Genomic DNA, 22,046 nt, shown 5'->3' with positions numbered 1-22,046 from the left:
CCACCGGCAGCATCTCCTTCGGCATCGCCTTCGTCGCCGGCAGGAACCGCGTCCCCAACCCAGCCGCAGGAATGACCGCCTTCGTGATCCGTTGAGTCATCGTCGTCTCCTCGTCATCGTCGCTTCGGCTCACGCCGGCCGGAACCCGCTCGTCTCGGGCGGAGGCGCGTGCCGGATCATGAGGTGCCGCGTGACCGAGTAGTCGAGCAGCGGCTCGATCGACATGTCCTTGCCGAAGCCCGAACCCTTGACGCCGCCGTGCGGCGCCTCCGACGCGATCGGCAGGTGGTCGTTGACCCACGTCACGCCGACGTCGAGCGACTGGCTCACGCGCAGCGCCCGCCCGACGTCGCTCGTCCACACCGACGAGGCGAGGCCGTAGGCGCTGTCGTTCGCGAGCGCGATGCCCTCGGCCTCGCCGTCGAAGGGCAGCACGACGAGCACGGGGCCGAACACCTCGCCCTGCACGATCTCCGACGACTGCGCCGCCCCGACGAGCAGGGTGGGGGCGAAGTACGAGCCGATGCCGTCGAGCGAGCGGCCGCCGACGAGCGCCTCGGCGCCCTCGGCGACGGCGCGCGACACGAAGCCCTCGACGCGCTCGCGGTGCGCCCGCGACACGAGCGGACCGATGTGCGTCGCGGGATCCATCGGGTCGCCCGCGACGACGCCCGCGACGGCCTGGCGCAGTGCCGCGACCCCGTCGTCGTAGACCGAGCGCTCGAGGTAGACCCGGGTCGCCGCGGTGCAGTCCTGGCCCGAGTTGTAGGTGGCGCCCATCGTGACGGCCTGCGCCATCGCACCGAGGTCGGCGTCGGCGAAGACGATGACCGGCGCCTTGCCGCCGAGTTCGAGATGCACGCGCTTCACGCCCTCGACCGCGCCGCGCATCACGGCCTTGCCGGTCTGGGTCGACCCGGTGACGCTCACCATGTCGACCTCGCGGTGCGTGACGAGCGCCTGCCCGACCTCGGCATCGCCCGTGACGACGCTGAAGATCCCGGCGGGCAGCCCGGCCTCCACCGCGAGCTCGGCGAAACGCAGGGTCGTGCGCGGGGTCGCCGGGGCGGGCTTCACGATCACGGCGTTGCCTGCGGCGAGCGCGGGACCGGCCTTCCAGATCGCCATGATGAGCGGGAAGTTCCACGGCGTGATGCCGGCGACGACGCCGACCGGGCGCCGGGTCAGGATCGAGGTGTAGCCGTTCGAGAACGAGCCGGCGCCCGTGCCGTCGAGCGACCTGGCGGCGCCCGCGAAGAACCGCAGGTTGTCGATGCCGAAGGGCAGCTCGCCGTCGAACGCGGTCGTCCACGGCTTGCCCGAGTCCTCGACCTCGAGCTTCGCGAGGTGCTCGGCGTCGGCCTCGAGGGCGTCCGCGAGGCGCAGCAGGGCGAGCGAGCGCTCCCCCGGCGTCTTCGCGGCCCACTCGGGCTGCGCGGCACGTGCCGCGGCAGCCGCCTCGTCGACGTCGGCGACGCCCGACGAGGTGAACGCCGCGACCTCCTGTTCGGTGGCCGGGTTCGTGATGACGGCATCGCCGCCGGTGCCGGCGCGGTAGTCGCCGATGAAGGTTCCGGTGCTCATGGCGAGCTCCTCTCTCGGATGGGGGTCTGGTGCGGCTTCAGGAGTTGAATCCGAGGCCGAAGCGGTCGAGGGTGCGCAGCCACAGGTTGCGCCGGCCCTCGTGGGCGTCGGCGGCGAGGATCGAGCGCCGCGTGAACTGGACGATCGGGTTGCGCAGCGGCTCGGGCGGGATGGGGAACGGGCGCCGCCGCACGATGTCGTACCGGAGCCGCGAGGTCGGCTGCCCCGACAGCAGGTCGAGCGCGACATCCGCCGAGAATCGCGACGCGCCCACCCCGAGGCCCGTGTGGCCGACCGCGTAGGCGACCCGCCCGCCGCGGGCGGTGCCGTAGGCGGCGGTGAACCGCGTCGTCGAGTCGATCGGGCCGGCCCAGCGGTGCGTGAAGCGCAGCCCCTCGAGCCGCGGGAACGTCGTGAAGAAGTGCTCGGCGAGCAGCTCATGCGAGGCGTCCCGCTGCTCGAGGCTCGCGTCGACCTTGCCGCCGAAGTAGTACACGGCGTCCCAGCCGCCGAAGAGGATGCGCCCGTCGGCGGTGGGCCGGTAGTAGTGGAACTGGTTGCCGGCGTCGGTGAGTCCCTGCCCGTCGGCCCAGCCGACGGCGGCGCGCTGCGCCCCGTCGAGCGGCTCGGTCATGAGCACGTGGTCGTAGAGCGGCATGATGTAGTTGCCCAGCCGCCGCAACGGCGCCGGGTACGCGGCGGTCGCGATGACCGCGTTCCGCGAATCGACGTGGCCGAGGGCGGTGCGCACACGCACACCTTCACCGCGGCGGTCGATGCCGGTCACCGCGGATGCCTCGTACACGCGAACCCCGCGGCGTTCGAGCTCCGCGGCCATGCCCCAGGCGAGGCGGGCGGGGTCGATGAGCACGGTGCCGGTGCGGTCGCGGAGGCCGCCGAGGTAGGTCGCCGAGTGCACGTCGGCCTGCACCTCGTCGCGGCTCTGCAGCTCGAGGTCGACGCCGTGCCGGGCCCCGAGTTCCTGCGCCTCGCGCAGGCCGTCGAGCTGCCACGGCTCGATCGCGAGCGTCGTCTTGCCCGCGCGGCTCAGCCCGCAGTCGATGCCGGCGGCTTCGATCGTCGCGACGAGCTCGGCGAGGTTGCGTTCGCCCTCCTCGTGCAGGGCGCCGACCTGGTCGGGCCAGATCGCGGTGCCGTGGGTCAGGCCGTGGGTGAGCGAGCTCGAGACGAATCCGCCGTTGCGACCGGTCGCGCCGTGCGCGACGCGCTCGGCCTCGAGCACGACCACGGATGCCCCGGGGTCGCGTTCGAGGGCCCGCCAGGCCGTCCAGAGCCCGGTGAAGCCGGCGCCGACGACGACGAGGTCGGCTTCGGTCGGACCGGTGAGGGACGGGCGCGGCCCAGGCGCACCGATGTCGCGGCCGCGGTCGGTCCAGAACGGACGCGGTGCCGCGTCGGCGAGTGCGGATCGGGCCCCGGTGCGGGTGGCGCTCACACCCGTTCCCTGGCGCCGACCCGCTCGATCACGTCGGCGGCCGCCGAGACGCCGTCGCGCGATCGGATGGCGGCGCCTGCGGCGGCGACGCGCTCGCGCAGCGCTGCGTCGTCGAGCAGCGAACGCACCGCGCCGGCGAGCTCCTCGGGCGTGAACCGGTACGGGTCGAGGCGGATTCCGTACCCCTGCTCGTGCACCCGCTGGGCGTTGTCGTACTGGTCCCAGAAGAGCGGCAGCAGCACCATGGGCTTACCGAAGTGCAGCGCCTCGGTCGTAGTGTTGTTTCCGCCGTGCGTGATCACGAGGTCGACGAGCGGCAGGATCTTCGTCTGCGGAAGGAACTCGGCCCCCCACATGTTGTCGGCGAGTTCGAACTCGTCGTGCAGCGGCCCCTTCGAGACGATGACGTCGACCGGCTGGTCGGCGAGCGCGGCGATGACCCGCCGCATCAGCTCGACGTCGGCCGAGCCGAGGGAGCCGAGGCTGAAGTAGACGAGCGGGCGGCTGCCGTCGGTGAAGGAGGCGGGCAGCTCGGCCGGCGCCTGCTCGGTCTCGCGCACCGACGAGTCGAGCCGGTGCCAGCTCTCCTCGAGCGGGCGCTCGACGTGGTAGTCGAGCACCTCGGGGTAGACGTAGAGGTTCGCGTCGCCCTGATGGATGAACTCGAGGTCGGGCAGGGCGGGCGCCCCCTGCTCCTGCACCCAGGCGTCGAACTCGGTCCAGAGCTGTCGATGCGTGCGCTCGTACTCGTCCCGGAACGCGGGCCAGGCGTCGCGCTCGTCCTTTCCGAGTCCCGAGAACACGGGCGCGATGTGCTCGCCCGGCACCTCGAGCGGGTTGCACGAGACGATCCGCACGAACGGCACGCCCGCGGTGACGAGGGCGGGGAACGCGATCACGTTGTCCTCGATGATGACGTCGGGCCGCACTCGGTCGATGATCGCCTTCAGCTGCGGCTCGCAATACTTCGCGCCGTCGACGAGGGCCTGCCAGATCGGCAGCGTCACCGTCTCGAGCTGCTCGGCGGTCGTCTTGCGGAACTCCGGCGAGACCTCGCGGATGTAGTCCTTCCAGAACTGGCCGGCGTCCTGCTCGACCTCCTCCTCGGGGGCCGGGGCGAGGTCGACGAGGTCCTCTTCGAAGCCGAGCGCGGTGAGCTTGCCCTCCCACGACCGCTCGGCGGCGAAGACCACGCGGTGGCCGCGCTGGAGCAGCGCGTTGCCGATCCCGATGCAGTTGTTCGTCGGCCCGTAGGCGCTCTCGGGCATGAAGAGGAACGTTCGGCGCTCGTCGCCCATGGTGACTCCTTCGTCAATTTATTGAATGGTGATGAAAAGAATTCGAGTTGTCAAGACTTCCGTGAAATATGGCCGGATCGACGTATCATTGACCGACGGTGCAGAGAACTCGTCGGTGAGGGGAACCAGGATGGCGCGGCCGAAACGTCAGGAGGAGCGACGCAGCCAGCTCGTCGCAGCGGCGCAGCGCGCCATCGCGGCGCACGGCCCCGACGGCGCCAGGCTCAACCGCGTCGCCGAAGAGGCCGGGCTCACGTCGAGCGCGGTGCTCTACTACTACCCCGACATCGACGAGCTCATGTTCGAGGCGAACCGGGCCGGCATGGAGCGGTTCTACGAGGCGCGGGTGCGCATGCTCGAACAGCTTCCCGACGACCCGGTGGCGCGTCTGCTCGCCTTGGCCGAGTCGGGCCTGCCGAGCGGTCCCGGCGACACCGAGGTGCGGCTGCTCTGCGAGCTCGGCGGCTCGGCCGGCCGCAACCCGCTGATGGCGTCGCTGCTCACCACGCTCTTCGACCGTCAGGTCGGCATGTACCAGGTGGTGCTCGAGCAGGGGGCCGCGCGCGGCATCTTCACGCTCAGCCAGCCGTCGCTCGTGATCGCGCGCAACCTCGTCGCCCTCGAAGACGCCTACGGCTACCGCATCATCGCCGGCCACCCGACGATCGACCACGACGGGGCGCTCGAACTCATCGTCGCGAGCGCCAGGCTCGCGACGGGTCATGCGCTGACCCCCTCCGCCTCCTCCTGAGGCGACGGGCCGGCCGAGCCGCCTGCGACGCGACCGGACCCGGCGTCGGCCGAGCCGGCGTCGACGGCACCGGTCGGCTGCGCGACGGCGACCCCATCGCGGGCGACCGCGGCCGCCCGCCCGAACCGAACGCCCACCGCGTCGCCGCGGGCGAACCCGCTCGCGCCGTGCACCGTGGCCAGGATCGGTGCGGCGACCCCCGGCACCTCGACCGACAGCGTCGAGGCACCCCCGAGGAAGTAGGTGTCGACGACCTCGCCGCGCAGCACCGCCGTGGCGGCGTCGGCCGTCAGCACGACGTCCTCGGGGCGCACGACCGCCGTCGCGGCGGCCCCGTCTGCGAGCGCGTGCGGAGCGACCTCGACGGCGCCGACGCCCGGCACCTCCACGCGCCCGGCGCGCACCACCCCGTCGAGGAGGTTCGCCGAGCCGATGAACGAGGCGACGAATCGCGTCGCGGGGTTGGCGTAGAGCTCCTGCGGGGTCGCGAGCTGCTCGAGCCGGCCGTCGCGCAGCACCGCGATGCGGTCGGCCATCGACATCGCCTCCTCCTGGTCGTGCGTGACGACGACGAAGGTGAGGCCGACCTCGTGCTGCAGTCGCTTGAGCTCGAGCTGCATCGACGCCCGCACCTGCCGGTCGAGCGCCGACAGCGGCTCGTCGAGCAGCAGGAGCTTCGGCCGCTTCACGATCGCGCGGGCGAGCGCGACGCGCTGGCGCTGGCCGCCCGACAGCTGGCCCGGGCGACGCTTGGCGAGCTGGCCGAGGCCGACCACGTCCATGACCTCGGCGACCCGAGTCGCGGTCTCTGCGCGGCCGACGCCCTCGGCCTCGAGCCCGTACGCGACGTTCTTCTCGACCGAGAGGTGCGGGAACAGCGCGTAGCTCTGGAACATCATGTTGACCGGTCGCTTGTGCGGGGGCATCTGCAGCAGGTCGTCGCCGTCGATCTCGATGCGTCCGGCGGCCGGGGTCTCGAACCCGGCGATCGAGCGCAGCAGGGTCGTCTTGCCGCAACCCGACGGGCCGAGGAGGGCGAAGAACTCGTTGTGGGCGATGTCGAGCGAGACGTCGTGCAGGGCGACCGTGTCGCCGTAGACCGCGCGGACGCCGTGGACGTGGAGGAGGGGTGCGGTGCTCACTTCGTGGTTCCTGTCAGTCGGGTCAGTCGTTGCGCCGCGATCACCGTCACGATGCTCACGAGCAGGAGGAGGCTGGCGAGGGCGTTCACCTCGGGCGTGACGCCGAAGCGCACCATCGAGTAGATGACGATCGGCAGGGTCGGCTGGGTGGGCGCGGTCGTGAAGAACGCGATCACGAACTCGTCGATCGAGAGCGTGAACGCGAGCAGCGCCCCCGCGACGATGCCGGGCGCGAGCTGCGGCAGCGTGACGCGTATGAAGGTACGCACGGGACCTGCGCCGAGGTCGCGCGACGCCTCCTCGAGGCTCGGGTCGAGTCCGGCCATGCGGGCGAGCACGATCGCGGTCACGAACGCCGTCGCGAAGACGGCGTGCGCGAGGATCGCCGAGTGCAGCCCGAGCGTGATCGACAGCAGCGAGAAGAAGGTCAGCAGCCCGATGCCGAGCAGCAGGTCGGGCAGGATCGCCGGGGCGATCGCGAACGCCCGGATGAGCCCGCCGCGCGTGTACTTCTGGATGCCGTAGGCGAGCAGCGTGCCGAGCACCGTCGCGATGGCCGTGGCGCCCGCCGCGACGATGAGCGTGTTGACGAGCCCCTGCATGATCGCCTTGTCGGCGAAGAGCTCGGGGTACCAGCGCAGCGAGAAGCCGCGCCAGACGAAGAGGTTCTCGGAGTCGTTGAAGCTCATCACGACGACGACGAGGATCGGCAGGTAGAGGAAGGCGTAGCCGAGCCAGAGGGGCACCAGGATGCCGCGGGGCTTGCGCACGGCGCGCGGCGTCGCGGCCGGATCGGCCTCGCGCATCGCGCTCGTTGGCGGGTTCTGCACGTCAACCACGGCGGCTCCCCTCGGTCAGCCGCCGCGAGACGGCGGTCTGCACCAGGATCACGCCGACGAGCATGATCGTGAGCACGAGCGCGAGGGTGGCGCCGAACGGCCAGTCCCGCGCCTCGAAGAACTGATCGCGAACGAGGTTGCCGACCATGATCGTCTTGCCGCCGCCGATGAGCTCGGGGATCACGAAGTTCGACATCGCCGGCACGAACACGAAGATGCAGCCCGTGAGGGCGCCCGGCAGCGACAGCGGCAGCGTCACGGTGCGGAAGGCCCGCCACCCGGTCGCGCCGAGGTTGGTCGCCGCCTCGCGCAGCGACGGGTCGAGCTGCTGCAGGGAGGCGTAGAGCGGCAGCACCATGAGCGGCAGGTACATGTAGAGGAGCCCGACGACGATGGCCTGCGGCGTGTACAGCATCGCGATCGGGTCGTCGATGAGGCCGAGGCCCTGCAGCCACTGGTTGACCCAGCCGGCGTTGTTGAGCAGCAGGATCCAGGCATAGGTGCGGATCAGGAAGTTCGTCCAGAAGGGCAGCACGATGGCGACGAGGGCGACGGTGCGCCACTTCGGCGAGAGCCCCGCGATCGCGTAGGCCATCGGGTAGCCGAGGAGCAGCGCCAGCAGGGTCACGACGAGCGCGATCAGCACGGACTGTCCGATGACCCCGAGGTAGAGGGGCTCGGTGAGCTTCACCCAGTTGTCGAGCGTGAACTCGAACACGATGCCGCCGAACCGGCCGCGCGTGAAGAAGGTGTAGAAGGCGAGCAGCCCGACCGGGATCGCCATGAAGACGATCAGGAAGATCGTGCCGGGCGCGAGGAACGGGACCGGGGCAAACCCCCGCCGCGCGCGCGGGGCGCGCACGGCGGGGGCCTTCGGGTCGAGCGTCGAGGTCACGGCGTCAGTTCGTCGCGAGCACTTCGGCGTTGAGGTCGACGTACTTCAGCGAGTCCTCGCCGAGGTCGACGATCACCTCCTGCTCGAAGAGTTCGTCGACCGAGATGCCGAGGGTCGGGTACTGCTCGATGAGGGCGGGGTCGAGCGCCTCCATCGCCGCCTGGTTCGGCACCTTGTAGAGGATGTTCTCGGCCACCCAGGTCTGCACCTCGGGATCGAGGATGTAGTTGATGAAGGCCATGGCGGCCTCCTTGTTCTCCGAGCTCTTGAGCACCGTCATCGTGTCGACCCAGAGGTCGGCGCCCTCGTCGGGGATCACGAACTCGATGTCGGGGTTCTCGGCGATGCCGTAGTTGCACCAGCCGTCCCACGCCTCGACGAGGGCGGCCTCGCCCGAGACGAGCTTCGAGTAGAAGGTGGTGTCGTCGTAGGCGAGCAGCGTCGACTTCGTCTCGAGGAGCTGGGCCTTCGCCTCGTCGAGCTCGGCGTCGTCGGTGGTGTTGAGCGAGTGCCCCTGCGCCTTGAGCGCGGGCATCGCGAGCCAGCGGTCGGTCGAGAGCATCGTCGTCTTGCCGACGAGCTCGGGCTTCGGGTCGAGCAGGTCGTTCCACGACGTGGGCGCGAAGCCGGTGAGGTCGGGGCGGTAGCAGAGGCCGGTGGTGCCCCAGGCGTAGGGCTCCGAGTACACGTTGCCCTCGTCGTAGCCGAGTTCGAGGGCCTCCGGGTAGAGGTTCTCCTCATTGGGGATGAGCGACTTGTCGAGCTCCTGGAGCAGCCCCTGCTCGCCGAGCGCCTGCGCGTACTGGCCCGAGACGAACGCGACGTCGATGCCGGGGTCGGCGCTCGCGGTCAGCTTCGCGACGATGTCTTCATTGGTGGTGTGGTTGACGATCGTCGTCTTGACGCCCGTCGCCTCCTCGAACTGCTCGGCGAGGTCCTCGGGGTAGTAGTCGGCCCAGACCGACACGGTGAGCGTCTGCTGGCTCAGGTCGGCGTCGGGGTCGAGGGCTTCTCCCCCGCCTCCGCCACCGGTCGAGCACGACGTGGCGGCGAGAGCGAGCGCGAGTGTGCCGGCCGCGGCGGCGGCGATGCGGCGGGTCGAGCGCATGTGGAACCTCCTGCAACGATGAACAAGGTTGAGCGATTGTTGCATCGGTCGTCAAGAAATGGCAATGCCCCCGAGAGAGTACTGGAGCGCGGGTTGCCGAATAGTTATAATCCGTATTCAATGAACTCGATGATGAGCGGTGAGCGACCGAACGTCGACGGACGAGCACTCTCCGTCGACGATGACGGCGTCGTGCTCGTCGACGGGCGGCGTCCCGCCGCCGGCGACGGACTCGGCCGGGCCCTCGCGCGATCGGTGGTCGGCGACGCGATCCCGGCCGACGCCCGCGAGCGTGCGATCACGGTCGACCAGACCAACATCTCGGTCATCGTCGACGAGCGACTCGTCGTGAAGATCGTCGGTCGCTGGGCCGCCGCCGACCGGGCCGCGATCCTGCTCGAGCGCCTCGCCGACGCCGGCAGCGGCGACGTCGACCGCCTCGTCGGACGGGTCGGGTGGCGGCATCCCGCCCTCGGCGAGTCGACCGTCGCGATCGTCACCGAATACCTGCCGGGCGCCGACGACGGCTGGACCTGGGCCGTCGACGACGTCGTCGAGCACCTCGCGACGGGCACCGAACCCGACTGGCCGGCCCTGCTCGGCACCAGGATCGCCCGGATCCACGACGTCCTGGGTCGCACCGCGACCCCGTCGGGCACCCGAGCGCCGGAGGCCCGCCGCGCTCGCGCCGACGACGCCCTCGCTCGGGCGCTGTCTGCCACCGACCCGGCCGACGGAGCCGGCGGCGCGCGACTGCACAATCGACGCGAGTCGCTCGCCCGGGACATCCGCTCGCTCGACGGCACAGCGGCCGGACTCGAGTTCCCGATCCACGGCGACCTCCACGTCGGCCAGGTCCTGGCATCGCCCGGGGTCGACGGCCGCCGCTACACCGTCATCGACTTCGACGGCGACCCGCAGCTCTCGTCCGACGACCGCGAGCGCGCCGATGCCGCCGCACGCGACCTCGCACACCTCCTCGTCTCCCTCGACCTCGTCGCCGCCGTCGCCCAGCGACGCGTCGGTCGCGCCGACGCCAGGGCCTTCGAGTGGTCCGACCGGGCCCAGGCCGCGCTGCTCGAGGCGTACCGGGCCGAGCTCTCGCGCCCCGAGCTGTTCGACGAGTCGCTCGTGCCGGGCTTCCGCGCCGAGCAGCTCGTCGCCGAGCTGCACTACGCCGACCGGTTCCTGCCGGTCTGGCGCTACGCCCCCGACGCCGCCATCACGCACCGTCACCGCCCGACCGACGACCACCCGGAGGCCCCGTGGACCCCGCCGCCTTTCGCACCGACCTCGACCTGATCCCCGACACGCTCGGCGCGCTCGCCGACGCGCTGGAGGCCGGCCTCCCCGGCCTCGACGCCGTCGGCGCGCTCGGCTCGGGACTCGGCCCGGCCCCACGCGTGCTCGTGCTCGGCATGGGCTCGAGCCGCTACGCCGCCGACGTCGTCGCGCGCCGCCACCGGGCGTCCGGCCTCAACGTCGTCGTCGAGCTCGCGAGCGCCGCCCTGCTCCCGCCGCCGTCCCCCGACCTCGTCGTCGTCGCCGTCTCGGCGACCGGGGGCAGCGTCGAGGTGCTGCGCGCCATCGAGCATTACCGGGGTACCGGCCGACTCGTCGCGATCACGAACCGCCCCGACTCGCCGCTCGGCGAGCGTGCCGACGTCGTCGTTCCCCTCGTCGCGGGCGTCGAGGCCTCCGGCATCGCGTGCCGCACCTTCCGCGCGACGTTCGCCGTGCTCGACGCGGTGCTGCACGCGCTCCGGCCTGCCCACGGCGCCGCCCGTCCCGCCCGGTTCGACGCCGCCGTGCTGCGCCGCGCCGCCGAGGCCACGGCCGACCTCGTGCACAGCTCGGCCGACTGGCTCGACCCCGCGACCCGACTGCTCGCCGGGCCGTCCGGCGCCTGGACGCTCGCCCCGGTCGAACGGCTCTCGAGCGCGCAGCAGTCGGCGCTCATGCTGCGCGAGGTGCCGCGCGTCGGCGCCTTCGCCTCCGAGACCGGCGACTGGTCGCACGTCGACGTGTACCTCACGAAGACGCAGGACTACCGCGCGCTGGTGTTCGCCGGATCGGCGTGGGACGCGCAGGCCCTCGAGTGGATGGCCTCGCGCGGCTCGCGCCTCATGTCGGTCGGCTCCGCGCTGCCGGGCGCCGAACTCGTCGTCCGCCATCGGCATGACGACGACGCCGACGCCGCCCTGCTCGCCGAGGTGCTCGTCGGCGAGCTCGTGGCGAACCGCCTCCTCGACGGGGAGGGCGCGAACACGCACGGCTGAGCCGCGTCGGCCGCGACCGCGTGAGGGCCCACCTCGACCCGGACGCCATCGTCGTCACGCGATGAACCGCCGCTCCCGAACGATGCCGATCGTTCGGGGGCGGCGGTCGTCTCGGCTCCCGGCCGGGCTGCGCCGGCTAGAGCCCCCGCAGCAACTGGTCCGCCTGCGTCACGCCCGAGGTGTACGACGAGGAGACCGTGCTCGTGCGCATGCCCGCCCAGTAGAGGACGCCGTCGACCGTCGCCGCCATGTCGGCCGAGCTCCCGCCGCTTCCGTACGGTCCCCACGAATAGGGTTCGTTGGCCCAATCGGTCATCACGGCCTTGTGGTACTTCAGCCCATGGTCGCCCGCCGACCTGCGCACGACCTCGAGCACGGCCTGGTACTTCTGCTCGAGCGGGAGCGCGTGGAGCTCACGTGCGGCGGCGCCCGTCTCCCACCCGACGATGACCTGCCCCTTGTAGCGGGTGTGGGCGATCGAGGCGTTCCAGAGCGTCGTCGGGAAGTGATCCATCGACTCGGCGTAGCCCCAGTCGTCACCGCCGTTCGGCGTGAACACCTTGTCCTTGAACTCGAGCACGCACTTGAAGATGTTGCTGTAGGTGAACGCGTCGAAGGCCGCCCACTTCGCGGCCGGCAGACCCTGGGTGAAGGCGATGTCGCGGCGCTTCATGACACCGGCGGGGACGGCGAACACCACGCGCTTCGCGGACATCGTGCCCTTCGAGGTGCGCAGCTCGACGCCGTTGGCGGTGTAGTCGACCTCCTCGACCACGGTCCGCAGCATCACCGGGACATCCCCGGCGATGTAGCGGAGCAGCTGGTCGTAGCCGCCGATGATCTTGTAGTCGCCGTCGTCGTACCGGGGGTCGTTCGGATCCAGGATCTCGGGCTCCGGCGCCTGGTCGGGGTGCAGCGTGTACCGGATGCAGTCCCGCAGCGGCCCGACGGCGCGAGTCGCGGCCGTGTTGTAGAGCGGCTCGCTGTCGTCGGTCAGCTCGTAGATGAGGCCGCTCGGCGTGTTCGTCGCGGTCACGCCGAGGCGCCGCAGGTACGCGTCGGCCTTCTCGCCGGGCAGCGCAGCCGGCAGGGGCAGGTTCTGCCCTGCCGGGTCGTACTGGACGAGCCCCTCGGGGATGCCCAAGGGGAAGAGCCACGAGCTCGGCGAGTCCCACTGGTGCCACTGCGACGACGCCGAGGACGCCGGCGCATCGGCGAGACGGATGTAGTTGTGCTGGAACATCCGCAGGTCGAACCCGGCCTGCTCGATCCAGGGGTAGGTCGGCGCGTAGGGGCCGCCGTGCACGAGCTCGCAGCCGCGCTCGACAGGAATGCCCATGGAGGTGCGATCGGTGTACATGCGGCCGCCGATCCGGTCGCGCGCCTCGACGATCACGACCCGCAGCCCGGGGTTCTGGTCGGTGAGGCGGCGCGCAGCACCGATGCCCGCGGCACCGGCTCCGACGACGATCACGTCCCAGTTCTTCTTGTCGCCCGTCGCATGCTTCAGCGAGGGCGTCCCGTTGCCGTGACCGTTGCCCGGGCCGATCGGCGGGCCGGCAGCGGCGAATTCGGCGAGTCCTCCTGCGGCGGCGAGCCCGCCCAGCAGGAGGCCGCGACGGCTGATGTTCTCCATGGTGCAACTCCTTCGTTGTCGGATCGTTCGATGAGCGCGATGCCCGTGATCGGGCGATCGGCGCGACGGCATGCTCCGCTGCATGCGCGTCGGTTCGCGCTCCGTCGAGACCGGACGGAGCGCGCGATGGGGACCTGCGGGGGCGGGGGCGGGGGCGGATGCGGAGGCGCCTAGTCGGCGCTCGAGACCTCGGGGACGCCCCACCCGTACGCGAGCTTGTGCACTTCGAGCACGAAGAACGACTCGGTCGAGACGACGCCGTCGACGGCGCCGATCTTGTTCTCCAGGACGTCCACGATGTGCGCGACGTCGCGGCAGATCACCTCGACCATCACGTCGAACCTGCCGCTCGTGATCACGACGTAGCTCGTCTCGGGCAGCGCCGCGAGCGACGCGCAGACGGCCCGGGCCGTCCCCGGCCGTACACGCACCCCGACGAGGGCGAGCCGGTCGAAGCCGATGGCCAGGGGGTTCGCGATCCCGACGACCTGGAGGACCCCTTCGTCCTCCAGCTTCTTCAGGCGGTAGCGCACCGACGAGGCGGGCACGTCGAACTCGGCGGCGAGGCTGGAGATCGGGCGCCGTCCGTCCACCTGCAGCGCCGCGATGATGCGGCGGTCGAGGTGGTCCAGGCCGTCGAGCTCGTTCACGGGTCGAGGCTAGCGCGGATCGTCGGGGCTCGGTCGATCCGGCTGCGGCACGCCGTCGGGGAGGTCGATCATGGGGCGGCCCTGCGCCGAAGGGACGATGACCGCGGCTGCGCTGACGACGGATGGGTCATGACGGGTTCCTCTCTCGATCGGTCGGACTTGCGATGCCCCTCGAGCGCATGACGACTCGCCCCGGGGCCAATCTGACGGCCATCCTTGCGGAGTCTTGTGGAATGCGCAATCATCTGACTCAACTTCTCACAAATCAACAGCTGGGTTTCGCTCGGCATGACGAATCATCCACTCGTCACGACGGCGGCCATCGACTTGCACCATGTTCAGCAACGCTCCACCGAGACGGACAGCGAGGTTCTTCATGAAGGCAATCCCCCGCGGCACCACGCCGCTCACCACTCGGATCGGCTCGATCCTGCGCGCCCACGGCGAGGCCGAACGGCGCGGCATCCCGGTCGACGAGGTGCTCGGCGAAGCGGCCGAGGCCCGCGCCGAGGCATCCGGTTCGACGGAACTCGGCAGCCTGCCGCCCAGCCGGCGCGACGCCCTCAGGGTCGCGGGCATCGCCGGCGCCGGCGCGGCCCTCGCGATGGCCTCGCCGATGCCGGCCGCGGCGGCCGTGGCGAAGCCGGCTCCCGCCCCGAGCGTCGCGATCGTCGGCGCCGGACTCGCCGGCACCCGCGCGGCGCACTGGCTCTGGCGCACCAAGGGCATCGCATCGACCATCTACGAGGGCAGTTCCCGGGCCGGCGGGCGCTGCTACAGCCTGCGCGGCTTCTTCGACGAGGGCATCGTCGTCGAGCACGGCGGTGCGCTCATCAACACCGACCACAACGCGATCCGCAGCCTCGCGTCGAACCTCGGGCTGAGCCTCGACGTGGTGTCGGGCGGCAGCTACGGGGGCTGGGTCGACAAGTACCGCATCGACGGCGCCGACTACCCGTACGACGACGCGAACGACGACTGGGGGCAGGTGTACCAGGCGATGAAGGCCGACCTCGCCGCAGCTCCCTACTGCCAGACCCACGATGTGCACACGGCAGCGGGCGTGGCGCTCGACGAGATGACCGTCGACGAGTGGCTCGCGGCGAAGGTGCCCGGGGGCCTGTCGAGCCGCTTCGCGAAGCTCATGCAGTCGAACGCGATGGCCGAGTACGGGCTCGAGTCGCACGAGCAGTCAGCCCTGAACCTCGTGTACCTGCTCGGCTGGAACTCGCAGAACAGCCTCTCGCCCATCAACGGCGCCGACGAGAAGTACCTCGTGCGCGGCGGCAACGACCAGATCGTGACCCGCATGATCGCCGAGCTCCCCTCGAACACGGTGCGCTACGCTCACGAGCTCGTCGCGGTGAAGCGCAACGCCGACGGCACGGTGCGGCTGAGCTTCACGGTCGGCAACCAGACGATCGACAAGACGGTCGACCGGGTCATCCTCGCGTTGCCGTACACGACGCTGCGCGACTGCGATCTCAGCCAATCGGGCTTCTCGGCCCTGACGCGGCGCGCGATCGACGAGCTCGGTCTCGGGGCGAACGCGAAGATCCACGTGCAGGTCTCGCACCGGCCGTGGGTGGAGCAGGGCTTCGGCGGGGCGGCCTACACGAACCCCTCCGGCTTCCAGTGCGGCTGGGATGACACCGCCTCGCATCCGCTGCCGGTCGGCGTCTACAACTTCTTCCCGTCGGGCGACCAGGTGAAGGGATGGTCGGGCGCGCCGTTCGGCACCGCGCCGGCGGCGCAGGTGCAGGGGTATCTCGCGCAGCTCGAGCCGATCTTCCCCGGCGTGACCGCCGCGTACTCGGGTAAGGCCTACCGCGACTACTGGTGGGCGAACCGCTGGTCGAAGGGTGCGTACACCTGCCCGCGCCCCGGTCAGTACACGCAGCTGTTCGGCGTCGGCTCGGCGCCCGAGGGCAACGTGCACTTCGCGGGCGAGCACACGAGCGTCGAGTACTTCGGCTTCCTCAACGGTGCCGTCGTCTCGGGCGAGCGGGCGGCGAAGGCGGTCGCGCTCTCCTGATCGGGATGCGCGGGATTCCGTGTCGCGGGCGCCCCCGAACGCGGCCGCGGCGCGGAGGCCCGCCACCGATCGACCCGCGTGCTCACTGCGGGTACGGCGTCTCGCCCCGTTCGAGGCCGCCGACGAGCTTCGCGAGCCGGTTCGCCCGGCTGGTCGCGCTCGGCGCGGTCGTGACGCGGTGGAGCACGGCGTACCGGTTGGTGGCGTTGAGACGGTCGAAGAGTTCGGATGCCGCGGGTGACGCGGCGAGCGCCGCCGCGAGGTCGTCGGGCACCTCGATCGTCGACGAGCCGGCGTAGGCGCGCTCCCAGCGCCCGTCGGCCTTCGCACGATCGATCTCCGACTGCCCGCGGGCGCGCATGCGCCCCTCATCGGCGAGCCCTGCGACGAGGCCGATGTTGCGCTGCGACCAGAGCGACGCGCGTCGCCGCGGCGTGAACCGCTGCAGGAAGCAGGCGGCGTCGTGGCTGCGCTTCTGCCCGTCGATCCAGCCGCTGCAGAGCGCCTCGTCGAGCGCTTCGGCGTAGCTCAGGGTGGTCGGCTCGGTGGTGCCCTTCTTCGCGAGCAGCAGCCACACGCCGTCGGAGCTCTCTTCGTTCGCGTCGAGCCAGGCGCGCCAGGCTGCGCGGTCGGCGACGACGAAGGGGGTGATCTCGGGGCTCATCTCAGGCTCTTCTCGAGGGACGTCCAGGGTGCTGCCCATCGTAGGGCGCACCCCCGACAGGATGAGCGTCGAGATGCAGGAGCGGACGAATGGCTTCGACGAGTTAGGGTAGGCTCACCTCATCCCTTCGCCACTCGGCACCCTCCCCTGCTCTGAAAGCCCTGCTCGATGCTCCTGACCGCACCCGCCATCGGCGTCTCGATGCTCGGCGGCCGTCCGGCAGACCCCGCGCTCGTCGCCCACGGCCGGGTCGTCGACTACGCCGAACTCGGCGATCGGGTCGCCCGGCGTCGTGACGAGCTCGGCACGACCCGTCGTCTCGTGATGATCGAGGCGGGCAACGCCATCGAACCCGTCGTCACGTACCTCGCGGCGCTCGAGGGCGGCCACCCGGTGCTCTTCGTGCCGGGCGAGGGCGACGAGACCGCGTGCCGGAACCGCGCCGCGCTCGTCGAGCGCTTCGACCCCGACGTGATCGCCCGCAACGGCATCGACGACCACGGCGAGGCCGGCTGGACCCTCGAGGAGCGCCACCCCGGCACCCGGCACGAGCTCCACCCCGAGCTCGCCCTGCTCGCCAGCACCTCTGGGTCGACGGGCTCGCCGAAGCTCGTGCGCCTCTCGACCGAGAACCTGCGGAGCAACGCCGCCGCGATCGCCGAGTACCTCCGCATCGGGCCGGCCGATCGCGCCGCCACCACGCTCCCGCTGCAGTACTGCTACGGGCTCTCCGTCGTGAACAGCCACCTGCTCGCCGGGGCGAGCCTGCTGCTCACCGAACGATCGGTCACCGACGAGACCTTCTGGCACGAGGCATCCGAGCACCGCGTCACGTCGTTCGCCGGCGTGCCGTACACCTTCGAGCTGCTCGAGGCCGGTGGCTTCGCCGACCGCGAGCTGCCGAGCCTGCGCACCCTCACCCAGGCGGGCGGGCGCCTCGCGCCCGACGCGGTGCGACGCTTCGCCGCGCTCGGCGAGCGTCGCGGCTTCGAGCTGTTCGTCATGTACGGGCAGACCGAGGCGACGGCGCGCATGGCGTATCTCCCGCCCGAGCTCGCGGCGAGCGCCGCCGGCGCCATCGGCCGGCCGATCCCCGGCGGTCGGTTGCGCATCGATCCGCTCGGCGGCATCGAGGGCGAAGCGGATGCCTCGGGCAATGCGCCGCTCGCCGGCGACGCTCCCGGCGACGGACTCGGCGCGGACACCGGCACCGGCGAACTCGTGTACGAGGGTCCGAACGTGATGCTCGGCTACGCCGAGACGCCGGCCGACTTCGCGGTCGAGCGCACGGTGCACGAGCTCCGCACGGGCGACCTGGCGCGCCGACGCGCCGACGGCCTCTTCGAGATCGTCGGGCGCGCGAACCGTTTCGCCAAGGTGTTCGGCCTGCGCCTCGACCTCGATCGGGTCGAGCGCCTGCTCGCCGAGGAGGGGCTCACCGCGCGCGCGGCGACCGACGACGCCCGGCTGCTCGTCTTCGCGACGTCCGAGCGCGTCGCCGTGCGGGTGCGCGAGCGGGCCGCGGCGCTCACGGGGCTGCCGTTGCACGCCGTCGCCGCCTACGCGGTCGACGAGTTCCCGCGGACCTCGAGCGGGAAGCCCGACACCGCGGCCCTCGTGCGCTTCGCCGCCGACCACGATCGTGTGTCGAACGAGTCGCGCACGGCCCTCGCAGACGGCTCGACGACCGCGACCGCCGCCGCCGACCCGGGTCGCGTTCGCGACCTGTTCGCGACGCTGCTGGGTCGGCCGACTGCCGGCCCCGACGACTCGTTCGCGGGCCTCGGCGGCGACTCGCTGAGCTACATCGAGGTGTCGCTCCGGCTGGAGGAGCTGCTCGGGCCGCTCCCCCGCGACTGGCCGCAGCTGACCGCCCGCGAACTCGCCACGCTCGGCGGCTCGAGCGGCACGACGGTCGCAACCGCGGCCGCGACCGCGAGCGCGACCGCCGAGACGGTTCCGGGGCCCGCAGGTGCGCCCGGTGCCCCCGCGGTCGGCGCATCGGCGACGGGCGGTTCCTACCACGAGGCATCCGCCCCCGGCTCCGGCGCACCGCCTCGCCGCCGCCCCCGCCTGGTGCGCCTCGAAACGCCCGCGGTGCTCCGTGCCGCGGCGATCGTGCTCATCGTCGGCACGCACGCCGACCTGTTCATGGTGAAGGGCGGCGCGCACCTGCTGCTCGCCGTCGCGGGCTACAACCTCGCACGGTTCCAGCTCGCTCCGGTGCCGGGCGCGACCCGGGTGCGCCGACTCGCCCGGAGCGCCGTGCAGCTCGCGGTGCCCGCGGTGCTCTGGATCGGCGCGGTCGCACTCGTGACCGCGCAGTACCGACCTGCCACGGCCCTGCTCGTCAACAACCTGGTGCCGAGCGACGGCCGATGGAACGAGCAGTGGCAGTTCTGGTTCCTCGAAGCGGCCGTGTGGACGATCGTCGGCCTCGCGCTGCTGTTCGGCGTGCGCGCGGTCGACCGGCTCGAGCGGCGGGCGCCCTTCGGCTTCGCCCTCGGCGCCCTTGCGGTCGCACTCGCCGCACGCTTCGCGATCGCCGGCCCCGAGGCCGAGTTCGTCGAGCGGTACAGCGCCCCCGTGGTGGTCTGGCTCATCGCGCTCGGCTGGCTGGTCGCCCGCGCCGACACGACCGCCCGGCGGCTGCTCGTCTCGGTGCTCGCGGTCGCGAGCTCCTTCGGCTTCTTCGGCGACCCCGGTCGCGAGGCGATCGTCGCTGGCGGGGTGCTCGCACTCATCTGGATCCGGACGATCCCGCTGCCGCGCCTGCTCCTCCCCCTCGTCGTGACGCTCGCGACCGCCTCGATGTTCATCTACCTCACGCACTGGCAGGTGTATCCGCCGTTCGAGGCGACCGCGCCCTGGCTCGGCACCCTCCTGTCGCTCGCGGTCGGCGTGCTCGCCTGGCGCGTGTACGTCACGGCGAGCGGTCGGCTGTCGAAGCTGACGGGCCGTGCGCGCAGCGCGTTCGCGGCACGCGCGAGTGCACGTCGTGCGAGGTCAGGCGGTGAGCACGACGTCCCGAGGACGACGGTCGCCCGCGCGGGTGCGTCAGCGGCTCAGTCGGACTGAGCGACCGCGGCGGCCGGAGCGGCCGTCGGCCGATCGTGCTCGGGGTAGAGCACGACGCCGCCGTCGACCGCGACCTGCACGGGGCAGCCGGGCTCGAAGCGGCCCGCCTCGTGCAGCGGGACGCGATGCGTCACCTCGACCGGGAACTCGGCGGCACCGAGCCGCAGCCGCAGCTCCGCCGAGGCGCCCGTGCGACGCACGCCGATGACGGTCGCGTTGCCGTCGGCCGCGCCAGGATCCAGGCGCAACTGCTCGGGCCGCAGCATCGCGCACACCCGCTCGGCGCCGCCGCTGCGATCGTGGCGCACCACGAGGCATCCGAACGCGCAGTCGGCCAGGTCGGCCCCCGCCGACCGCGCCGGCACCATGACGACGTCGCCGAGGAACTCGGCGACCCCGGCATCGATGGGCGCGTCGAACACCGCCGCCGGATCGCCAGCCTGCACGAGCCGGCCGCCGGCGAGCACGCCCACCTGCTGGCCGAACGAGAGCGCCTCGTCCTGATCGTGGGTGACGAGCACGGCCGTCACGCCGCTGCGCTCGAGCACGTCGATCACGGCCCGCCGCGTCTGCGCGCGCAGCCCGGTGTCGAGGGCGCTGAACGGCTCGTCGAGGAGGATCACGCTCGGGCGGAGGGCGAGGGCCCGGGCGAGGGCGACCCGCTGCTGCTGTCCTCCGGAGAGCTCGTGCGGCATGCGCTCGGCAAGTGCTGGGTCGAGCGAGGCGAGCTCCATGAGCTCGCGCACCCGCGCCGCCCGACCCGGCCCGCGGGGCAGCGCGAACGCGATGTTGCGGGCGACCGAGAGGTGCGGGAAGAGCGCGCCGTCCTGGGCGACGTACCCGATGCCGCGACGATGCGCGGGCATCGCCGCGGCGGGTCCGGCGAGTTCGCGGCCGTCGAGGGAGATCGTGCCGGTGTCGGGGCGATCGAAGCCCGCGATCAGCCGCAGCAGCGTGCTCTTGCCGCTGCCGGAGGAGCCGACGAGGGCGAGCCGGGTGGCGTCGGGCACCTCGAGCGAGACGTCGCGGAGCACCTCGGTGCCGCCGAACGACTTCGAGATGCGGTCGAGGCGCAGGGTCATCTGAGGCTCCGTCCGGTGGCATGGGCGAACATGAGGGCGACGGCGGGCACCGAGAGCAGCACCAGCAGCACGGCGTAGGGCGCGGCGGCCGGGTAGTCGAGCGAGGATGCCGCGGACCAGAAGCTCGTCGCGACGGTGCGCGTGCCCGTGGGCGCGAGCAGCAGCGTCGCCGTCAGCTCGTTCGCGGCGCCGAGTGCGACGAGGGCGCCGCCCGCGGCGACGGCGGGCACCAGCATCGGCGCGGTCACGCGGAGGCGTGCGGCCCACGGGGCGACGCCGAGCGAGCGCGCCGCCTCCTCGAGCGACTCGGGCACCTGGGAGAGTCCGGCTCGCAGCGGCACGAGCGCGCGCGGGAGGAAGATGACGACGTAGGCCACGATCACGGTGAACGCCGTCTGGTAGAGGGCCGGGGCGAACGCGAGCGTCGTCGCGACGAGCGCCAGGGCGACGATGATCGCCGGCAGGCTCGACGCGAGGTAGGCGGCGCCCTCGAGCAGCCGGGCGAGCCGGCTCGGGTAGCGCACCGCGAGCCACGCGAACGGCAGCGCGACGAGGATGGCGCAGACCGCGCCCCCGATCGAGAGGCCGAGGGTCTGCACGGTCGCCGGCACGAGCGCGGCGAGATCGAGCGCGTCGGCGGCGAAGAGCCAGCGGACGACGCTCGAGAGGGGCACGACCGTCGCCGCGACGACGATGCCCGCCGCCGCGACCACGGCGAGCGGCGCGAGCCCGCCGAGCGGCAGCCGTGCCGGCGGGTGCGGCGAGCCGCTGCCGACGCGGGCGTAGCGCGCGCGACCCCGCGCGAGCGACTCGGCGGCGAGCAGCATGAGGCAGAGCACGGCGAGCACGAGGCCGAGGGCAGCGGCGTTCGGGCCGGCGAACGTGGCCTGGTAGGCGACGACGATCGCGGTGGTGAAGGTGTCGAAGCGGAGGAAGGCGAAGGCGCCGTACTCGGCGAGCAGGTGCAGGGCGACGACGAGGGCGCCGCCGAGCACTGCGAGGCGCAGTTGCGGCAGCACCACCCGCGCGAAGACGCCCCACGATCCCATTCCGAGCGCCCGCGCCGACTCCTCGAGCGCGGGGTCGAGGCCTCGGATCGCGGCGAGCGCCGGCAGGTAGACGAGCGGGAAGTACGCGAGCACGGCGACGAGCACGCCGCCCCACAGCCCGCTGATCGACGGGATCGCACTCGCCCAGCCGTAGCTCGCGACGAACGCCGGGATGGCGAGCGGCGCCACGAACCCGACGGCGAAGAGCCGCCGCGCGGGCAGCGCCGTGCGCTCGACGAGCCAGGCCGCGCCGACCCCGAGCACCACGCTCGCGGGCACGCCGATCACGACGAGCAGCACGGTGTTGACGAGCAGCTCGCCCACTTTCGGGCGGAAGACGAGCGCCGAGAGCTCGTCCCAGCCCATCGCGAAGGCCGCCTGCACGACGTAGCCGATCGGCACGAGCGCGCCGGCGGCGAGCACGGCGACGATGACGACCAGACCGACGGGCGCCCGACGCCGATGCGTCGCGTCCGTCGGAGCGGTGGTCGCCGTCGAGG

17 protein-coding genes and 1 pseudogene are annotated in these 22,046 nt (G+C 72.1%); 5 read left to right on the top strand and 13 right to left on the bottom strand.

Translation table 11 applies throughout. From position 1 onward, the window contains the following. From ACFVTR_RS16765 to ACFVTR_RS16750, 4 genes and pseudogenes are all read right to left on the bottom strand, one after another. Window positions 1-100 (bottom strand): annotated as a pseudogene (locus tag ACFVTR_RS16765) (UTP--glucose-1-phosphate uridylyltransferase); the annotation flags it as partial. A 29-nt stretch (window positions 101-129) separates the two neighbouring features. Beyond that, complete coding sequence (locus ACFVTR_RS16760; protein WP_387039148.1) at window positions 130-1,584, bottom strand: aminobutyraldehyde dehydrogenase; 1,455 nt, start codon at window positions 1,582-1,584, stop codon at window positions 130-132. Between the two features lie 37 nt (window positions 1,585-1,621). Beyond that, complete coding sequence (locus ACFVTR_RS16755; protein WP_387039146.1) at window positions 1,622-3,040, bottom strand: NAD(P)/FAD-dependent oxidoreductase; 1,419 nt, start codon at window positions 3,038-3,040, stop codon at window positions 1,622-1,624. Then, the gene (locus ACFVTR_RS16750; RefSeq protein WP_387039143.1) at window positions 3,037-4,338 is read right to left on the bottom strand and encodes a glycosyltransferase; all 1,302 of its coding nucleotides are present in this window, start codon (window positions 4,336-4,338) and stop codon (window positions 3,037-3,039) included. The genes ACFVTR_RS16755 and ACFVTR_RS16750 overlap by 4 nt, the downstream gene beginning before the upstream one ends. A 130-nt stretch (window positions 4,339-4,468) precedes the next feature. On the opposite strand from ACFVTR_RS16750, the gene ACFVTR_RS16745 reads away from it, so the two are divergent. Further along, window positions 4,469-5,089, top strand: coding sequence for a TetR/AcrR family transcriptional regulator (locus ACFVTR_RS16745; protein WP_387039141.1), 621 nt, complete (start codon window positions 4,469-4,471; stop codon window positions 5,087-5,089). On the opposite strand, the gene ACFVTR_RS16740 is transcribed toward ACFVTR_RS16745, so the two are convergent. The 4 genes from ACFVTR_RS16740 to ACFVTR_RS16725 are packed head-to-tail and all read right to left on the bottom strand — an operon-like array spanning window position 5,059 to window position 9,073. Further along, window positions 5,059-6,231 carry an ABC transporter ATP-binding protein gene (locus ACFVTR_RS16740; protein WP_387039139.1) on the bottom strand — a complete coding sequence of 391 codons (1,173 nt, stop codon included), beginning with the start codon at window positions 6,229-6,231 and terminating at the stop codon, window positions 5,059-5,061. The genes ACFVTR_RS16745 and ACFVTR_RS16740 overlap by 31 nt on opposite strands. Beyond that, window positions 6,228-7,070 carry an ABC transporter permease gene (locus tag ACFVTR_RS16735; RefSeq protein ID WP_387039136.1) on the bottom strand — a complete coding sequence of 281 codons (843 nt, stop codon included), beginning with the start codon at window positions 7,068-7,070 and terminating at the stop codon, window positions 6,228-6,230. The genes ACFVTR_RS16740 and ACFVTR_RS16735 overlap by 4 nt, the downstream gene beginning before the upstream one ends. Continuing rightward, the gene (locus ACFVTR_RS16730) at window positions 7,063-7,965 is read right to left on the bottom strand and encodes an ABC transporter permease (RefSeq protein WP_387039133.1); all 903 of its coding nucleotides are present in this window, start codon (window positions 7,963-7,965) and stop codon (window positions 7,063-7,065) included. The genes ACFVTR_RS16735 and ACFVTR_RS16730 overlap by 8 nt, the downstream gene beginning before the upstream one ends. A gap of 4 nt (window positions 7,966-7,969) precedes the next feature. Further along, window positions 7,970-9,073, bottom strand: coding sequence for a spermidine/putrescine ABC transporter substrate-binding protein (locus ACFVTR_RS16725; protein WP_387039130.1), 1,104 nt, complete (start codon window positions 9,071-9,073; stop codon window positions 7,970-7,972). A 120-nt stretch (window positions 9,074-9,193) separates the two neighbouring features. Here ACFVTR_RS16725 and ACFVTR_RS16720 point away from each other — a divergent pair, with 120 nt between their 5' ends. Beyond that, a complete protein-coding gene (locus ACFVTR_RS16720) occupies window positions 9,194-10,375 on the top strand; it encodes a hypothetical protein (RefSeq protein ID WP_387039128.1) in 1,182 nt (393 codons plus the stop codon). Continuing rightward, window positions 10,339-11,352, top strand: coding sequence for an SIS domain-containing protein (locus ACFVTR_RS16715; RefSeq protein WP_387039125.1), 1,014 nt, complete (start codon window positions 10,339-10,341; stop codon window positions 11,350-11,352). Before ACFVTR_RS16720 ends, ACFVTR_RS16715 begins: the two co-directional genes overlap by 37 nt. Window positions 11,353-11,488: 136 nt before the next feature. On the opposite strand, the gene ACFVTR_RS16710 is transcribed toward ACFVTR_RS16715, so the two are convergent. Further along, window positions 11,489-12,988, bottom strand: a complete 1,500-nt coding sequence (locus ACFVTR_RS16710) for a flavin monoamine oxidase family protein (RefSeq protein WP_387039122.1) — start codon at window positions 12,986-12,988, stop codon at window positions 11,489-11,491. A gap of 170 nt (window positions 12,989-13,158) precedes the next feature. After that, window positions 13,159-13,638, bottom strand: coding sequence for an Lrp/AsnC family transcriptional regulator (locus tag ACFVTR_RS16705; RefSeq protein ID WP_376947785.1), 480 nt, complete (start codon window positions 13,636-13,638; stop codon window positions 13,159-13,161). Between the two features lie 376 nt (window positions 13,639-14,014). Here ACFVTR_RS16705 and ACFVTR_RS16700 point away from each other — a divergent pair, with 376 nt between their 5' ends. After that, window positions 14,015-15,673, top strand: a complete 1,659-nt coding sequence (locus ACFVTR_RS16700; RefSeq protein WP_387039120.1) for a flavin monoamine oxidase family protein — start codon at window positions 14,015-14,017, stop codon at window positions 15,671-15,673. Window positions 15,674-15,755: 82 nt separating this feature from the next. On the opposite strand, the gene ACFVTR_RS16695 is transcribed toward ACFVTR_RS16700, so the two are convergent. Then, complete coding sequence (locus ACFVTR_RS16695; protein WP_387039118.1) at window positions 15,756-16,337, bottom strand: YdeI family protein; 582 nt, start codon at window positions 16,335-16,337, stop codon at window positions 15,756-15,758. Between the two features lie 168 nt (window positions 16,338-16,505). Here ACFVTR_RS16695 and ACFVTR_RS16690 point away from each other — a divergent pair, with 168 nt between their 5' ends. Further along, entirely contained in the window at window positions 16,506-19,415 is a 2,910-nt protein-coding gene (locus ACFVTR_RS16690) for an AMP-binding protein (RefSeq protein WP_387039117.1), read from the top strand. Here the strand turns inward: ACFVTR_RS16690 and ACFVTR_RS16685 are convergent. Both ACFVTR_RS16685 and ACFVTR_RS16680 read right to left on the bottom strand, forming a co-directional pair. After that, entirely contained in the window at window positions 19,403-20,497 is a 1,095-nt protein-coding gene (locus tag ACFVTR_RS16685; RefSeq protein WP_387039115.1) for an ABC transporter ATP-binding protein, read from the bottom strand. The two genes, ACFVTR_RS16690 and ACFVTR_RS16685, sit on opposite strands and share 13 nt — an antisense overlap. Continuing rightward, the gene (locus ACFVTR_RS16680) at window positions 20,494-21,969 is read right to left on the bottom strand and encodes an ABC transporter permease (RefSeq protein WP_387039114.1); all 1,476 of its coding nucleotides are present in this window, start codon (window positions 21,967-21,969) and stop codon (window positions 20,494-20,496) included. The genes ACFVTR_RS16685 and ACFVTR_RS16680 overlap by 4 nt, the downstream gene beginning before the upstream one ends. Window positions 21,970-22,046: the final 77 nt, after the last annotated feature.

Origin of the sequence: Agromyces sp. NPDC058126 (assembly GCF_042884595.1) — a bacterium.
Lineage (GTDB): Bacteria > Actinomycetota > Actinomycetes > Actinomycetales > Microbacteriaceae > Agromyces.
Note: the sequence above shows the minus strand (reverse complement) of the source record. Positions and strands in the feature narration are given on the sequence as shown.

Bases quoted from the DNA above. Each gene is read 5' to 3' on its own strand.
- ACFVTR_RS16720 (WP_387039128.1), top strand. From the start codon at position 9,194: ATGAACTCGATGATGAGCGGTGAGCGACCGAACGTCGACGGACGAGCA.
- ACFVTR_RS16750 (WP_387039143.1), bottom strand. From the start codon at position 4,338: ATGGGCGACGAGCGCCGAACGTTCCTCTTCATGCCCGAGAGCGCCTAC.
- ACFVTR_RS16710 (WP_387039122.1), bottom strand. From the start codon at position 12,988: ATGGAGAACATCAGCCGTCGCGGCCTCCTGCTGGGCGGGCTCGCCGCC.
- ACFVTR_RS16760 (WP_387039148.1), bottom strand. From the start codon at position 1,584: ATGAGCACCGGAACCTTCATCGGCGACTACCGCGCCGGCACCGGCGGC.
- ACFVTR_RS16690 (WP_387039117.1), top strand. From the start codon at position 16,506: ATGCTCCTGACCGCACCCGCCATCGGCGTCTCGATGCTCGGCGGCCGT.
- ACFVTR_RS16685 (WP_387039115.1), bottom strand. From the start codon at position 20,497: ATGACCCTGCGCCTCGACCGCATCTCGAAGTCGTTCGGCGGCACCGAG.
- ACFVTR_RS16695 (WP_387039118.1), bottom strand. From the start codon at position 16,337: ATGAGCCCCGAGATCACCCCCTTCGTCGTCGCCGACCGCGCAGCCTGG.
- ACFVTR_RS16745 (WP_387039141.1), top strand. From the start codon at position 4,469: ATGGCGCGGCCGAAACGTCAGGAGGAGCGACGCAGCCAGCTCGTCGCA.
- ACFVTR_RS16700 (WP_387039120.1), top strand. From the start codon at position 14,015: ATGAAGGCAATCCCCCGCGGCACCACGCCGCTCACCACTCGGATCGGC.
- ACFVTR_RS16725 (WP_387039130.1), bottom strand. From the start codon at position 9,073: ATGCGCTCGACCCGCCGCATCGCCGCCGCCGCGGCCGGCACACTCGCG.